We start from the raw sequence: 13,432 nt of genomic DNA on the forward strand, positions 1-13,432 counted from the left end.
CAGCGCGAGTCCCCTCTCCCGCAGAGGTGGGGAAACGGGTGGCGGGGTCGTCCAGGTCGCACGAGTGGGTGGCGCCCGCCCTGCTAGCGTCGGCGTTCGTGCACGTCGGCGAGTTGAACCTGTTCCCTGTGAAGTCCCTGCGCGGTGTCTCGGTCGAGTCCGCCGGCGTCGAGCGGCAAGGCTTGGCCGGCGACCGCCGCTGGATGGTGGTGGATGAGAGCGGGGCGACGCTGACGGCGCGCAAGCACCCCGAGATGCTCGCGATCACCGCCACCCCCGCGGCGGGGGGCGTCGTGCTGCATGCCGCCGGGCAGGATCCACTGAGCGTCTCGGAGCCTGCTGGCCCCGCGGACACGGCCGTGACCCTGTCGCGGGTCGGGGTGGCCGCCGCCGCCGATGGCCGCGCGCATGCCTGGCTGTCGGAGGTGCTCGGCCGGCCCGTCCGCCTGGTGTGGCTCGACGACCCGGCCCGTCGGCCGATGTCGCAGGCGCACGGCGGCGAGCCGGGCGACCTCCTGAGTCTCGCCGACGACGGGCCGCTGCTGGTCACCACCGCCGCGTCGCTGCGGCAGCTCGATGTGTGGGCGGCGGAGGAGGCCCGTGCCCGCGGCGAGGCTCCGGCGCCGCTCGTCATGGAGCGGTTCCGCCCGAACCTCGTGGTGGCGGGTGACGACGTCGAGCCGTTCGCGGAGGACTCGTGGCGGCGACTGCGCATCGGCGGGGTCGAGTACCGGTTCGCCGAGCACTGCGACCGTTGCGTGCTCACCACCGTCGACCCGCAGACCCTGGCGCGGGGCAAGGAGCCGTTGCGGTCCCTGGCACGGCATCGCCGCTGGGATGGCAAGGTGTGGTTCGGCGTCAGGGTGGCGCCGGTTGGCACGGGTCGCGTGGCGGTGGGCGACGAGGTGGTCGTCACCGGCTGACGGCGCCCGGTCGACGGCTCGTGCTCGGCGGCCTGGACGCCAGGTAGCGTTCATCCCGTGAGCCCCATTCCCGACCAGCATCCGACCCTGGCCGACGTCGTCCGGGTGCTCGAGCGGCACTACCCGCCCGGCACCGCCGAGCAGTGGGACTCCGTCGGCCTCGTCACCGGGGACCCGGCCCAGCCGGTGCGCAAGGTGCTGCTCGCCGTCGATCCCGTGGACGCTGTCGTCGACGAGGCGATCGCCTGGGGCGCGGACCTGGTCTTCGTGCACCACCCGTTGCTGCTCAAGGGCGTGCACTCGGTGGCGGCGACGACGTTCAAGGGCGCGCTGCTGCACAAGCTGATCCGCTCGGGCGTCGGGCTGTACAACGCGCACACCAACGCCGACGCGGCCGCCGGGGGAGTCGCCGAAGGGCTCGCGAGAGCCGTCGGGCTCGTCGACCTCGCGCCGCTCGTCGCGATCCCGGCTGAGCCGCTCGACAAGCATGTGGTCTTCATCCCGGTCGCCGACGCCGGGCGGCTGGTCGACGCGCTGGCCGCGGCAGGCGCCGGCGCTATCGGCGAGTACGCGCGCTGCGCCTGGCAGACCACCGGCGAGGGGACGTTCACGCCGTCCGACGCCGCGAATCCGGCGATTGGGCGCGCGGGCGAGGCGAGTGCCGTGGTCGAGGCGCGCGTCGAGATGGTCGCCCCGCGACGCCTGCGTGGCGCCGTCGTCGCCGCGATGCGCGCGGCGCACCCCTATGAGGAGCCGGCGTTCGACGTGTTGGAGCTGGCACGCTGGGACGGGCCCACCGGCACGGGCCGGGTCGGCCGCCTCGCCGAGCCGACCACACTGCGCGGATTCGCCGAGCGTGTCGCGCGGGCGCTGCCCCCGACTCCGCAGGGCGTGCGCTTCGCGGGCGACCCCGACGGGCTCGTCGAGCGGGTCGCCGTCGTCGGCGGATCGGGCGACTCGCTGTTCGACGCGGTGCGGGGCGCGGGCGTCGACGCCTACCTCACCGCCGACCTGCGCCACCACCCGGCCTCCGAGCAGCGCGAGCGCGCCGAGTTCGAGGCCGGCCCCGCGCGTCCCGCAACCCCGTACCTCGTGGACGTCGCCCACTACGCGTCGGAGTGGCCCTGGCTCGTCCAGGCCGCCGCCGACCTCCGCACCTCGCTCGAGATCACCGGGACTACGGTGGAGACCAGGGTCAGCACGCTGCGCACCGACCCGTGGACCGACCGTGTCTCGAGCCCGGACCACGTCCCGCCGTCGGAAGGAACCGCACCGTGACCACAGCACCCCCCGAGGAGCAGCGCCGGCTGCTCGACGTCCAGGAGCTCGACACCCGCCTGGACCAGATCGCGCACCGCCGCCGCACGCTCCCCGTGCTGGCGACGCTCGCCGAGCTGGACGGGAGGATCGCCGACCTCGACACCGCCCTCGTCACCTCGCGCACCGCTGCGAACGACCTGCGCCGCGAGTTGAAGAAGGCCGAGACGGACGTCGAGCAGGTGCGCACGCGGGCCGACCGCGACCAGGCCCGCCTCAACTCGGGCACCGGCAGCCCCAAGGACCTCCAGGCGCTGCAGCATGAGCTCGTCGCGCTGGGCCGGCGGCAGGCCGACCTCGAGGAGGTCGAGCTGGAGGTCATGGAGCGGCTCGAGGCGCATGAGGGAGCCCTGGCGGGGCTCACCCAGGCGCATGACGAGTTGATCGCGCAGCGCGGCGAGCTCGAGGCCGAGCGGGACAAGGCCCTGGCCGAGCTCGACGCGGAGGCGGAGCAGGTCGCGGCGAAGCGCGCCGAGACCATCGCGCCGCTCGACGACAAGCTGGTCGCGCTGTACGAGCGGCTGCGCGGGCGTCTCGGCGGCGTTGCCGTGGCACGGCTGCGGCACGGGCGCTCCGAGGGCAGCGGACTGCAGGTCCCCGGCACCGAGCTGGCGCGGATCAAGGCGCTCCCGGCCGAGGAGATCGTCTTCTGCGAGGACTCGGGCCGGATCCTGGTGCGGGGCGAGGACGCTTACTGATGAACGCCGCCGGGGGGCCAGGGGAGCGCAGGAGGCTGATCGTCGAGGCGGACGGCGGATCGCGCGGGAACCCTGGCCCTGCCGGTTTCGGCGCGCTCGTGCGTGACGCGCGCACCGGCGAGGTGCTGGCCGAGCGCGCCGAGCACCTGGGGCACACCACGAACAACGTCGCCGAGTACTCCGGCCTCGTCGCGGGGCTGCGCGCCGCGGCGGCGATCGACCCCGAGGCCGAGGTGGAGGTCCGCCTCGACTCGCGCTTGGTCGTGGAGCAGATGTCCGGCGCGTGGCAGATCAAGCACACCGAGATGCGCCGGCTCGCCGACCTCGCCCGCGCGGTGCTGCCCGCCGACCGGGTGACGTACACGTGGGTGCCGCGGGCCCAGAACGCCGCGGCGGACGCGCTCGCCAACGAGGCCATGGACACGGCGCGCTCCATCGCCCGGGACCTGGCCCCGCGCGGCGCCGGCGCTGCCCTCAGCGGCGAGGAGGGCGCGCCCGGCGCCCCTGTCTCGGGCCGGGGGCGCCGGCCGTCCGGCGCAGCGCCGCGGTTCGACGACGCCGAGCCCGTCACCGTCGTGTTCCTCCGGCACGGCGAGACATCGATGACGGCAGCGGGCGGCTACTCGGGCTCCTCCGAGCCGGGCCCGCCGCTCAGCCCGCACGGCCGTCAGCAGGCCGCCGCCGCCGCTGAGCTGATCGAGCGGGTGGGCCGCGACCTGTGGGGCGACATCCCCTACCCGACGGAGATCATCGCGTCCCCGATGGTCCGCACGCAGGAGACGGCCGCCGTCGTCGCCGACCGGCTGGGACTGCCGGTGCGCGTCATGGAACTCGTCAAGGAGGCCGACTTCGGCGAGTGGCAGGGCTTGACGGCCCGCGAGATCGAGGATCGCTGGCCGGGGATGCTCGAGCCGTGGCACACCCGCGCCGACGTGCGGCCCCCGGGTGGCGAGTCGATTGAGGACGTCGGGCGGCGCATCGAGCAGGTCTTCGCCGAGCTGCTGGCAGGAGGGGTCGACCGCACGGTCGTGGTGGTGAGCCACGCGGTGTCCATCCGGGCCGCGGTGGGCGTCGCGATGGGCGCCCAGCCGTCGTCCTGGAGCAGGCTGCGGGTGGCTCCGGCCTCCGTCAGCATCGTGCGGCTGTTCGAGGACGGGCGCACCGAGGTCGCCGTGGCAGGGGCGCCGAGCGAGGGCTGGGCGCGCGGCCGCTGACAGCGCCCTCCCGCGGCAAGGGGCCGTGCTGCTACCGCACCACGAGGGACAGCGTGCGCGCGCCGCGGCCGGCTGGGCCGAGCTCGACGTCGTGCAGCTCGGAGCCGACGAGTTCGCCTGCCGCCGCGGCCAACTGCTCCGCGTCCACCGGCTCGGGCGCCGCGCGCGTCAGGAGGTGCCGGGTGAGGACCCCCCGGGTGTGCTTGGCGTGGTGCGAGACGACGGAGCGCTTGCCGTCGAGCTCGCGCAGCACGCGCACCGCCACCCACTGGGGGGCGTGGGAGGGCCGCCATGCCGCCAGGTACGCGGCGGATCTGCAGTCCACCACGAGCTCGGCCTCGCCGCGCGCGTCGAGCTCCGCGGACAGGGGCTCACGCCAGGCACGTGCCAGCGGCCCGATGCCGGGCAGGTCCACGCCCATCGAGAGGCGGTAGGCGGGGATGTGGTCGTCGGGCGCGACGAGCCCCCACAGCGCGGACACGACCCGCACCGACCGCGCGGCGCGCACGGCCGCCGGGCCCGACATGCCTGCGAGGCCGGCTGCGGAGTACAGCACGCCGGTGTAGACCCCGGCCGCGGGGGCGGTGGGCGCGAACCGCAGCCCGACGTTGCGCGCGACCTCGTCGGCCAGGCTGGCGCCGACCCCCAGCACGGCGACGGCGTCGTGGCGGGCGCTGGCCTCGGCGAGCGCGTCGAGCACCTTCTCCCGCCATGGGTTCAGGGCCGGGGACGACAGCGCCGCGAGGTCGAGCGGGGAGCCGGTGGCCGGCGCGGTCTTGCCTTCGGAGGGTGGGAGCAGGACGAGCACCCCCCGACTCTACGGCTCCGAATTATGGAGGTCGCCCGGCGATGCGTGCCCGGCGCCCGGCAACGGCTAGGCTGGCGCCGCGGATGAGTCAGTCAGGCGGCCGCGTCGAGCCCTCGGGCTCGCCGAGGAACGTCCGGGCTCCATAGAGCGGGGTGGTGGGTAACACCCACCCGGGGTGACCCGCGGGACAGTGCCACAGAGAACAGACCGCCTCGCACGCTCCTCGGAGCAGGCGGGGTCAGGGTGAAACGGTGGTGTAAGAGACCACCAGCGTGCCGGGTGACCGGTGCGGCTAGGTAAACCCCACCCGGAGCAAGGTCAGACAGGGAGTGCTTGAGGGCTGCTCGCCCGAGCTCCCGGGTAGACCGCTGGAGGCGTGCGGCAACGCACGTCGTAGATGGATGGTCGCCACCCGTGTCCGGGCAACTGGGCACGGGGACAGAACCCGGCGTACGACTGGCTCATCCGCGCTTTCTCTCTCGCCGCCGCACGCGTGTCGGTGGGTCGTCCTAGGGTGATCTACACCACATGTGAACGCCGCTGTGCTGAACGCCGCTGTGCGAGGAGATCCCATGACCACGCTGACCGACCGCCCGCACACCGCTCTGCTCGTGATCGACATGCAGAACGGCGTCGTGGACGGAGCGCATGAGCGCACGGCGACCACCGCCCGTATCGCCGCACTGATCGAGCGGGCCCGCGAGGAGCGGGTCCCGGTCATCTGGGTGCGGCACTCCGACGAGGACCTGCCGCGCGGCTCCGACTCCTGGGAGGGCATCCCCGAACTGGTCCGCGACGACGCGGAGCCACTCGTCCACAAGGCCTACGGCGACTCGTTCGAGGGGACCGACCTCGACGACGTGCTGGGCCGGGCGGGCGTCGGGCGGCTCGTGGTGACGGGCGCCGAGTCGGACGCCTGCGTCCGCTCCACCATCCACGGCGCGTTCACCCGCGGCTACGACGTGACACTCGTCAGCGACGCGCACACCACCGGCGACAAGTCGGCGTGGGGCGCACCGCCTCCCCAGCAGGTGATCGCCCACACGAACCTGTACTGGGGGTTCCAGGCCGCGCCGGGCCGGCTTGCGGCAGTGGTCCCGGCAGCAGACGTGGCGTTCAGGAGCGCCTGACCGCCCAGACACATCCAGCGCACGTCCGAGGGGGAAGCTCATGACCAGCCAGCTCACACCCGTCGACCCGCCAGGAGTGCATCAGAACCCGGCCTTCACGCAGGGCATGATCGTCCCGCCGGGGCCCGTGCTCTATGTGGGCGGGCAGAACGGGGCCGACAGCTCCGGCGAGTTGCTCGAGGGGCTCGGACCGCAGACGGAGCAGGCGTTCCGCAATCTGCTGGCCGTCCTCGAGCACGCGGGCACGGGGCCTGAGCACGTGGCGCGGCTGACCATCTACCTCGCCGCAGGGGTGGACCCCACGGAGGCGTACGCCGCGACGGGCGCAGTGTGGGGCAACCGGCGCACGGCGGTGACGGTCCTCGCCGTCACCCCGGCGCGGCCGGGCGCCCTGGTGGAGATCGACGCGATCGCCGCTGTCCCCGAGGGCTGAGGGTCAGGGGAGCGCCTCGGCTGCGGCCTCCGCGGCGGCGAGGTCCGACGGCGTGGACCGGAGCAGGCAGAACTCGTTGCCCTCGGGGTCGGCGAGCACGACCCACGTCACGTCGGAGCCTTGCCCCACGTCGACGCGCCGCGCGCCCATCGCGAGCAGCCGCTCGAGCTCGGCCGCCTGGTCGGAGCCGTCCTGAGGCCGCAGGTCGAGGTGCAACCGGTTCTTGACGACCTTGTCCTCTGGGACGCGGAGGAAAAGCAGGCCAGGCTCCTGCGGGTTCGAGGGCGCCAGGCCGACTTCGTCCTCGTCGTCGACCTCCACCTCCCGCCCGAGCGCCTCGCCCCACCAGGCCGCGAGGGCGGCGGGGTCATGGGAGTCGATCACTAGCCCGCTCAGCAGGATGCCCATGGCGTGGACGATAGGCAGCGCTGGGCGCGTCAGCAAGGGCTCGTGCCCGTCCCGCGCGTCCCCTCTGCCCGGATCGCCCCTTCTGCGAGGATCGGGGGATGGTCATGCCGCTGATCGCTATGCGCTCGGTCGTCGATGCCGCCGTCGTCGACGCCGCCGTGGACTCCGACTGGCTCGGCTGGGCGGTGGTGCTGGGGCCCGCGGCGACACTGTGCGCGGGGGCGATCGCCGGCGCCGTCGCCTATGCCGCCATCGCGCAGCGCAGGCGCGCCGACGCGAAGGCCGAGTGGTGGCGGCGGACCCAGTGGGCGCTGGACGAGGTGCTCACCGGAGCGCCGGAACGGCGCCGGGTCGGGGTTGCGGTGCTGTACCGCCTGGCGGAGAGCGAGCTGGCCACACCCGACGATCTCGAGGTGTTCGACGCCGCCTGGGGCCTGCTGCTCGGGGTGGGTGGCCCGGTGGCCTCGGCTGCGCCTGCGCCGAGCGCGACCGAGACGACGGCCGCGCGCGGGAGAGTGCTCACGGATCGGCGGCGGGGCCGCGCCACGCCCGAGTGGGTGGAGCGGATCGCGGCGGGATCGGCCGCGTTGGAGGGGGCTGACGAACGGGTGTGATCGACCGCGGCTTGTGCGCGACCGTGGATGGCCGCGGCGGCCAGGCGCCAGATGCACGCGCCACAGCGGCGGCGGACGATGGGAGTGGGCCCGCACGGGCCCAGCCTCGACGGAAGGACGCTCCCATGGGGATCGACGACATGAAGGACAAGGCCTCGGAGGCGGCGCACAGCGACAAGGCCGAGGAGGCCAGCGACTCTGGCCTCGACAAGGCGGAGTCCGCGGCCTCGAAGGTCGCGGAGGGCCACGAGGACAAGGTGTCGCAGGCCCGCGACAAGGGGGATGAGGCTCTCGGCAACGGCTGAGGCGCCCCTCCTCGAAGAACGGCTCCGGGTCGCGGTCGCGGCCTCGGGGCCGTCGTCGTCTCTGGGCCCTTCAGCGACGCAGTCGTGCGAGGTGGGCGCGGTGCTCCTCGGCGAGCCACGGGGTCCTCAGCCGGTCGTCGTCGGGTTCCCGGCCCTGCTCGAGCGCGTCGAGGTAGCGGCGGTCGGCGGCGATCCGGCGGGCGAGCTCGGCGCTGTCTCCCACGTGGCCGTGTCCGGGGATGACCGTGTTGACGCGATGGTCCGCAGCGGCGCGTTCCAGGGTGTCGAGCGCCGCCCAGTAGTCGCCCAGGGGATCGGCCGCGTCGGTGTCCAGCAGGGGGATCTCCAGGTCGGAGAGCATGTCGCCGGCCAGCAGCGTCGCGGCGTGCGGCAGGACGAGCGCGGCGTGGCCGGGCGCGTGTGCCCGGTGCCGCACGACCACAGCCTGAGGCCCGTCCCAGGGGATCTCGTCGGCCTCTGGCGGCAGCGCGGTGAGCCGGCCGAAGAGGGCGGGGTCGTGGCCGGGCGTGGTTGCGGCGGCCTTCGCCACATCGGCGTCGCGGGTGCGCTCCTGAGACTCGACGGCCTCCGCCGTCGCCCAGCGTGGGCCGTCCCAGGCCGCGTGCCACAGCACGTGGTCCCAGTGCGGGTGGGTGGAGAACCCGGCGGTGACCCGCCAGCCGCGCTCGGCGGCCTCCTGTGCCAGAGCGTCCAGCTCGGCGACGCTGATCCCCGGGTCGACGAGCAGGCAGGCGCCGTCAGGTGAGATGACTGCTGTGGTGAGGCTCGTCCAGATGTTGGCCGTCGCTGTCCAAGTTCCGGGGGCGACCTGCGTGAACGTGGGCGCGGCAGTCATGGCTTGATCGTAGGTCGGAGCAGATGAGAACACCCTCATGGGACATTTCACCCAGAAAGCGCTCTCTTCTGGGAGGCTCATTCCAAGGACGCGAGCAGCAGCCTCCCCCCCGCAGCAGGCTCGCGTTGCGGTCGCCACGCGACCGAGCGACGGCGGCATCCCGTTCAGGGATGCCGCCGTCAGTGCGTCCGGCGGTCAGTGCGAGGCGTCCGCCGCCAACGACGCCGCCCCCACGATGCCCGCGGCGTTCCGCAGCGTCGCCGGCACGATGGGCGTGCGCAGCTTGAGCAACGGCAGGAACTTCTCGTAGTGCTTGCTGACGCCACCGCCCACCACGATCAGATCGGGCCAGAAGAGGTTCTCCACCACGCTGTAGTAACGCTGCAGCCGCTCGGCCCACTGCTCCCAGCTCAGCTCCTCGCGGTCCCGCGCGCTCTCCGCCGCACGGCTCTCCGCGTCGTGGCCGTCGATCTCCAGGTGCCCCAGCTCGGTGTTCGGCACCAGGCGCCCGTCGACCACCAGCGCCGAGCCGATGCCCGTGCCGAGCGTCGTCACCAGCACCACGCCCGAGACTCCGCGCGCCGCGCCGTACAGGGTCTCCGCGAGCCCCGCGGCGTCAGCGTCGTTGACGGCCACCACGGTGCGGCCCGTCGCGTCGGCGATGACGTCCTCGACGTCCGTCCCGATCCAGGAGGAGTCCACATTGGCCGCGGACTGCGCGACGCCGTGCAGGATGACGGCCGGGAACGTCACACCCACCGGCACGTCCTTCGGCAGGTGGAAGGCCTCGATCACCTCGGCGACCGTCTGCGCGACGGCGCCCGGCGTCGCCGGCTGCGGGGTGGGGATGCGGACTCGCTCGCCCGCGAACTCGCCCTTGACCAGGTCGACGGGCGCGCCCTTGATGCCGCTGCCGCCGATGTCGATGCCGAAGGCCGTGGTGGGGCGCTCGGCGAGCTGGTGATGGCGCTTGCCGTGTTTGTGATCGTGCTTGTGGTCGTGCTTGTGCTGGTGATCGTTGTGGTGGCTCATGGCAGGGTCAGCACCTCGGCTCCGGTCTCGGTCACGACCAACGTGTGCTCGAACTGCGCGCTGCGGCGGCGGTCCGCGGTGACGACAGTCCAGCCGTCGTCCCACATCTCCCACTCCGGGGTCCCCAGGTTGAGCATCGGCTCGATGGTGAACACCATCCCGGGCTCCATCACCGTGGCGTAGTTGGGCGCGGCGTCGTAGTGGGGGACCACCAGCCCGGTGTGGAATGCCTCGCCCACCCCGTGGCCCGTGTAGTCGCGGACGACGCCGTACCCGAACCGCTGCGCGTACTTCTCGATGACCCGGCCGATCACGTTGATCTCACGGCCGGGCTTCACCGCCTTGATGGCGCGGTTGAGCGACTCGCGGGTGCGCTCGACCAGCAGCGCGGACTCCTCGTCGAGCTCGCCGACGCCGAACGTCGCGTTGTTGTCCCCGTGCACCCCGCCGATGTAGGCGGTGATGTCGATGTTCACCAGGTCGCCGTCCTGCAGCACCGTCGAGTCGGGGATGCCGTGGCAGATGACCTCGTTCACGGAGGTGCACAGCGACTTGGGGAACCCGCGGTAGCCGAGAGTCGACGGGTAGGCGTGGTGGTCCATGAGGAACTCGTGGCCCACCCGGTCGAGGGCGTCGGTGGTGACGCCGGGGGCCACGTGGCGCCCGACCTCCTCCAGGGCCTGCGCGGCGATGCGCGCGGCCACCCGGATCCGCTCGAGCACCTCCGGCGCCGGGATGTCGCTGCCGGTGAACGGCGTGGGCGCCGGGCGGCCCACGTACTCCGGACGCGGGATCGAGGCGGGGACCTGCAGCTGCGGGCTGATGGTCCCCGGGACGAGGCTGGCTCTCGGCGCGTGCACGGTCGACATAGATGGCAGTCTACGGAGCACGCGGGGCCGAGGTGCGGTCACGACGAGGAGGCGGCATGTCGGGCAGTGGCGAGTACTACTACAACATCGCGACCGGGCAGGTCGAGGAGGGGAAGGTCTCCGACTGGAAGGACAGGATGGGCCCCTACCCGACGCGCGAGGCCGCCCAGCGGGCGCTCGACCTCGCCGCCGCCCGCAGCAAGGCGTGGGACGAGGAGGACGAGGAGCGCCGCCGCTGAGCGGCCTGGCCTCTCACTGCGAGAACTAGCGCCTCACTGCAAGAAGGAGTGCGCGTCGTCCGGGAACACGGCGCCGCGCACATCGGCCGCATAGGCGCGCGCCGCGTCGCCGAGGGCCTGGCCGATCTGGGCGTACTGCTTGGCGAACCGCGGCGACCAGTCGCCCATCCCCGCCATGTCGAGCCACACCAGCACCTGGCCGTCGCACTCGACGCCGGCGCCGATGCCGATGGTCGGCACCCGCAGGATCTCGGTGAGCCGCGCGGCGACGGGCGCGGGGACCATCTCCAGGACGATCGCGACGGCGCCGGCGTCCTGCAGCGCGAGGGCGTCCTCGCTGAGCAGCTCCGCGGCGTCCTCCCCGCGGCCCTGCACGCGCTTGCCGCCAAGCGCGTTCTCGGACTGCGGCGTGAACCCGAGGTGGCCGAAGACGGGGATGCCGGCGTCGGTCAGCGCCCGGACCTGGGCGGCGACACGTCGGCCGCCCTCGAGCTTCACGGCGTGCGCGCCGGTCTCCTTGAAGAGCCGCACGGCGGTGGCCAGGGCCTGCTCGGGGCCGGCCTCGTAGGAGCCGAACGGCAGGTCCACGACCACCAGGGCCCGGCTCACCGAGCGGGCGACCGCGCGGGCCGGCGGGATCAGCTCGTCCACCGTGACGGGGATCGTCGTCTCATGGCCGAGCATCGTGTTGCCGATCGAGTCCCCGACCAGCAGCAGGTCGATGCCCGCCTCGTCGAAGATGCGGGCCGTGGGCGCGTCGTAGGCGGTGAGCATCGTCAGCTTCTCGCCGCGCTCCTTGGCCTCGCGCAGGTGGTGGACGCGCACGCGCTTGGGGGTCGTGGTCATTCGGCTCGCTCCTGTGGGTCCGGGGAGCGCACGGCGTGTGCTCCGGTGATCGGCTGCGGCGTGCCCGTCAGGGCTCGCGCCAACGCGTGGTGATGGGAAGCCTACGGTCGCGGCCGAAGGCGAGGGCTGTGACCTTGGGGCCCAGCGGGTACTGGCGGCGCTTCCACTCGGCGCGGTCGACGAGGGACAGGACCTTGTCGACCACCTCCGGGTCGTAGCCGCGCGCGAGGAGCTCGGCGCGGCCCTCGGCGTGCTCCACGTAGGCGTCGAGCACCTCGTCGAGCAGGTCGTAGGGCGGCAGCGAGTCCTGGTCCGTCTGGCCGGGCCGCAACTCGGCCGACGGGGGCTTGGTGATGGAGCTCTCCGGGATGGGCGGGATCTGCCCGGCGTCGATCGCCGCGTTGTTGCGCCAGCGGGACAACGCCCACACCCGCGACTTGTCGACGTCCTTGAGCGGGGCGTACCCGCCGACGGCGTCGCCGTAGATGGTCGAGTAGCCGACCGCGAGCTCGCTCTTGTTCCCGGTGGCGAGCACCAGGTGCCCCTCGGCGTTCGACAAGCCCATCAGGATCATGCCGCGCACCCGGGCCTGCAGGTTCTCCGCCGCGACGCCCTCGAGGCCGAGTTGGGCATCGAACGCGTCGACGATCGTGCCGATGGGCTGCACGCGGTAGTCGGCGCCGATCCGCTTCGCCAGGTCGGCCGCGTCGTCCTTCGAGTGCTCGGAGGAGTACCGGGACGGCATGGACACCCCGACGACGTGCTCGCCGCCCAGGGCGTCCGCGCTGATGGCGGCCACGAGCGCCGAGTCGATGCCGCCGGAGAGGCCGAGCACCACCGACCGGAAGCCGTTCTTGCGCGCGTACCCGGACAGTCCCGTGACCAGCGCCCGGTAGACCTCCTCGTCGGGGTCCAGGTGCGGGGCGATCTCGCCGGTGCGCGGCGCGCGCGAGTCGTCCAGGTCCCACACCAGCAGGTGCTCGACGAACTGCGGCGCCCGGGCCAGCAGCGTCCCGTCGGCGCCGACGATGAACGAGCCGCCGTCGAAGACCAGGTCGTCCTGGCCGCCCACCATGTTCACGTAGGCCACGGGGGCGTCGACCTGCCGCGCGCGACGGGCGGCGAGCTCAGTGCGGATGTGCCCCTTGCCCTCCTCGAAGGGGGAGCCGTTGAGCACCACGAGCAGCGCGATCTCGTTCTGGTCCATCTCGGAGACGGGGCCGCCGTCCTGCCAGATGTCCTCGCAGATGACCACGCCCACCCGGTGCCCGCGCACGTCGAGCACGCAGATGTCGTCGCCGGGCGCGAAGATGCGGAACTCGTCGAAGACGCCGTAGTTGGGCAGGTGGTGCTTGTCGTACCGCCGCACCACCTGGCCGTGCTGCAGCAGCACCGCCTGGTTGGTGGGCCGCGCGGGGGCGCCGTCATGCTCGCGGACGGCGGTGTCTCCCACCGTGCCGACCAGCACCGCCAGGCCGCCCAGGCCGCGCGCCTCGAGCTCGGCCGCGGTCCGCTCGAGCGCGCGCTCGGCGCCGCGCCGGAACGAGGCGCGCAGCGCCAGGTCCTCGATGGGGTAGCCCGTGAGGGTCATCTCCGGGAAGACGACCAGGTCAGCGCCCGCCTCGGCCGCGCGCTGCGACCAGTCGAGCACCGCTTGGGAGTTGCCGTCGAGGTCGCCGACGCATGTGTCGATCTGGGCCAGGGCGATGCGCAATGCCATGTCCCGAGCCTAGGCCCCGC

Annotated in this window: 16 protein-coding genes and 1 other RNA gene; 10 read left to right on the forward strand and 7 right to left on the reverse strand. The window is 73.3% G+C overall.

Annotated features, from left to right (window positions below; genetic code table 11):
* Positions 1-38 precede the first annotated feature (38 nt).
* Genes QUV83_RS05320 through QUV83_RS05335 form a run of 4 tightly spaced genes read left to right on the forward strand, consistent with a single transcriptional unit; the run spans position 39 to position 4,152 of the window.
* Positions 39-923 carry an MOSC domain-containing protein gene (locus tag QUV83_RS05320; protein WP_289563137.1) on the forward strand — a complete coding sequence of 295 codons (885 nt, stop codon included), beginning with the start codon at positions 39-41 and terminating at the stop codon, positions 921-923.
* 57 nt (positions 924-980) lie between these two features.
* Entirely contained in the window at positions 981-2,201 is a 1,221-nt protein-coding gene (locus QUV83_RS05325) for a Nif3-like dinuclear metal center hexameric protein (protein ID WP_289563138.1), read from the forward strand.
* On the forward strand, positions 2,198-2,938 hold the full coding sequence (locus tag QUV83_RS05330; protein WP_289563139.1) for a zinc ribbon domain-containing protein: 741 nt from the start codon (positions 2,198-2,200) through the stop codon (positions 2,936-2,938). The genes QUV83_RS05325 and QUV83_RS05330 overlap by 4 nt, the downstream gene beginning before the upstream one ends.
* On the forward strand, positions 2,938-4,152 hold the full coding sequence (locus QUV83_RS05335) for a bifunctional RNase H/acid phosphatase (protein WP_289563140.1): 1,215 nt from the start codon (positions 2,938-2,940) through the stop codon (positions 4,150-4,152). The genes QUV83_RS05330 and QUV83_RS05335 overlap by 1 nt, the downstream gene beginning before the upstream one ends.
* Positions 4,153-4,183: 31 nt before the next feature.
* Here the strand turns inward: QUV83_RS05335 and QUV83_RS05340 are convergent, their stop codons facing one another.
* Positions 4,184-4,960 (reverse strand): YaaA family protein, encoded by a 777-nt coding sequence (locus tag QUV83_RS05340; protein WP_289563141.1) that lies wholly within the window; start codon positions 4,958-4,960, stop codon positions 4,184-4,186.
* 84 nt (positions 4,961-5,044) lie between these two features.
* On the opposite strand from QUV83_RS05340, the gene rnpB reads away from it, so the two are divergent.
* The 3 genes from rnpB (at position 5,045) to QUV83_RS05355 (ending at position 6,523) form a co-directional block, all read left to right on the forward strand.
* Positions 5,045-5,428: RNase P RNA component class A (gene rnpB, locus QUV83_RS05345), an RNA gene on the forward strand.
* 104 nt (positions 5,429-5,532) lie between these two features.
* Positions 5,533-6,090 (forward strand): isochorismatase family protein, encoded by a 558-nt coding sequence (locus QUV83_RS05350; RefSeq protein WP_289563142.1) that lies wholly within the window; start codon positions 5,533-5,535, stop codon positions 6,088-6,090.
* 40 nt (positions 6,091-6,130) lie between these two features.
* Entirely contained in the window at positions 6,131-6,523 is a 393-nt protein-coding gene (locus QUV83_RS05355) for a RidA family protein (RefSeq protein ID WP_289563143.1), read from the forward strand.
* 3 nt (positions 6,524-6,526) lie between these two features.
* On the opposite strand, the gene QUV83_RS05360 is transcribed toward QUV83_RS05355, so the two are convergent.
* Positions 6,527-6,931, reverse strand: coding sequence for a VOC family protein (locus QUV83_RS05360; RefSeq protein ID WP_289563144.1), 405 nt, complete (start codon positions 6,929-6,931; stop codon positions 6,527-6,529).
* Positions 6,932-7,035: 104 nt separating this feature from the next.
* On the opposite strand from QUV83_RS05360, the gene QUV83_RS05365 reads away from it, so the two are divergent.
* Positions 7,036-7,545: a hypothetical protein gene (locus QUV83_RS05365; protein ID WP_289563145.1), complete on the forward strand. Its 510-nt coding sequence runs from the start codon at positions 7,036-7,038 to the stop codon at positions 7,543-7,545.
* A 125-nt stretch (positions 7,546-7,670) separates the two neighbouring features.
* Positions 7,671-7,850 (forward strand): Rv0909 family putative TA system antitoxin, encoded by a 180-nt coding sequence (locus QUV83_RS05370; protein WP_289563147.1) that lies wholly within the window; start codon positions 7,671-7,673, stop codon positions 7,848-7,850.
* Between the two features lie 70 nt (positions 7,851-7,920).
* Here QUV83_RS05370 and QUV83_RS05375 read toward each other — a convergent pair whose 3' ends face one another.
* The 3 genes from QUV83_RS05375 to map all read right to left on the reverse strand — a co-directional run bounded on the left by QUV83_RS05375 (position 7,921) and on the right by map (position 10,607).
* The gene (locus QUV83_RS05375; RefSeq protein ID WP_289563148.1) at positions 7,921-8,706 is read right to left on the reverse strand and encodes an MBL fold metallo-hydrolase; all 786 of its coding nucleotides are present in this window, start codon (positions 8,704-8,706) and stop codon (positions 7,921-7,923) included.
* A gap of 195 nt (positions 8,707-8,901) precedes the next feature.
* Positions 8,902-9,738 (reverse strand): polyphosphate--glucose phosphotransferase, encoded by an 837-nt coding sequence (gene ppgK, locus QUV83_RS05380; RefSeq protein ID WP_289563149.1) that lies wholly within the window; start codon positions 9,736-9,738, stop codon positions 8,902-8,904.
* Positions 9,735-10,607: a type I methionyl aminopeptidase gene (gene map, locus QUV83_RS05385; RefSeq protein WP_436231885.1), complete on the reverse strand. Its 873-nt coding sequence runs from the start codon at positions 10,605-10,607 to the stop codon at positions 9,735-9,737. The genes ppgK and map overlap by 4 nt, the downstream gene beginning before the upstream one ends.
* A gap of 56 nt (positions 10,608-10,663) precedes the next feature.
* Here map and QUV83_RS05390 point away from each other — a divergent pair, with 56 nt between their 5' ends.
* Positions 10,664-10,846, forward strand: a complete 183-nt coding sequence (locus QUV83_RS05390; RefSeq protein WP_289563150.1) for an SPOR domain-containing protein — start codon at positions 10,664-10,666, stop codon at positions 10,844-10,846.
* A 33-nt stretch (positions 10,847-10,879) separates the two neighbouring features.
* On the opposite strand, the gene panB is transcribed toward QUV83_RS05390, so the two are convergent.
* Both panB and QUV83_RS05400 read right to left on the reverse strand, forming a co-directional pair.
* Complete coding sequence (panB, locus tag QUV83_RS05395) at positions 10,880-11,692, reverse strand: 3-methyl-2-oxobutanoate hydroxymethyltransferase (RefSeq protein WP_289563151.1); 813 nt, start codon at positions 11,690-11,692, stop codon at positions 10,880-10,882.
* Between the two features lie 67 nt (positions 11,693-11,759).
* Positions 11,760-13,412 carry an NAD+ synthase gene (locus tag QUV83_RS05400; protein ID WP_289563152.1) on the reverse strand — a complete coding sequence of 551 codons (1,653 nt, stop codon included), beginning with the start codon at positions 13,410-13,412 and terminating at the stop codon, positions 11,760-11,762.
* Positions 13,413-13,432 lie beyond the last annotated feature (20 nt).

It is taken from the genome of Cellulomonas cellasea (assembly GCF_030372105.1).
In the GTDB taxonomy this organism is placed as follows: Bacteria; Actinomycetota; Actinomycetes; order Actinomycetales; family Cellulomonadaceae; genus Cellulomonas_A; species Cellulomonas_A cellasea_A.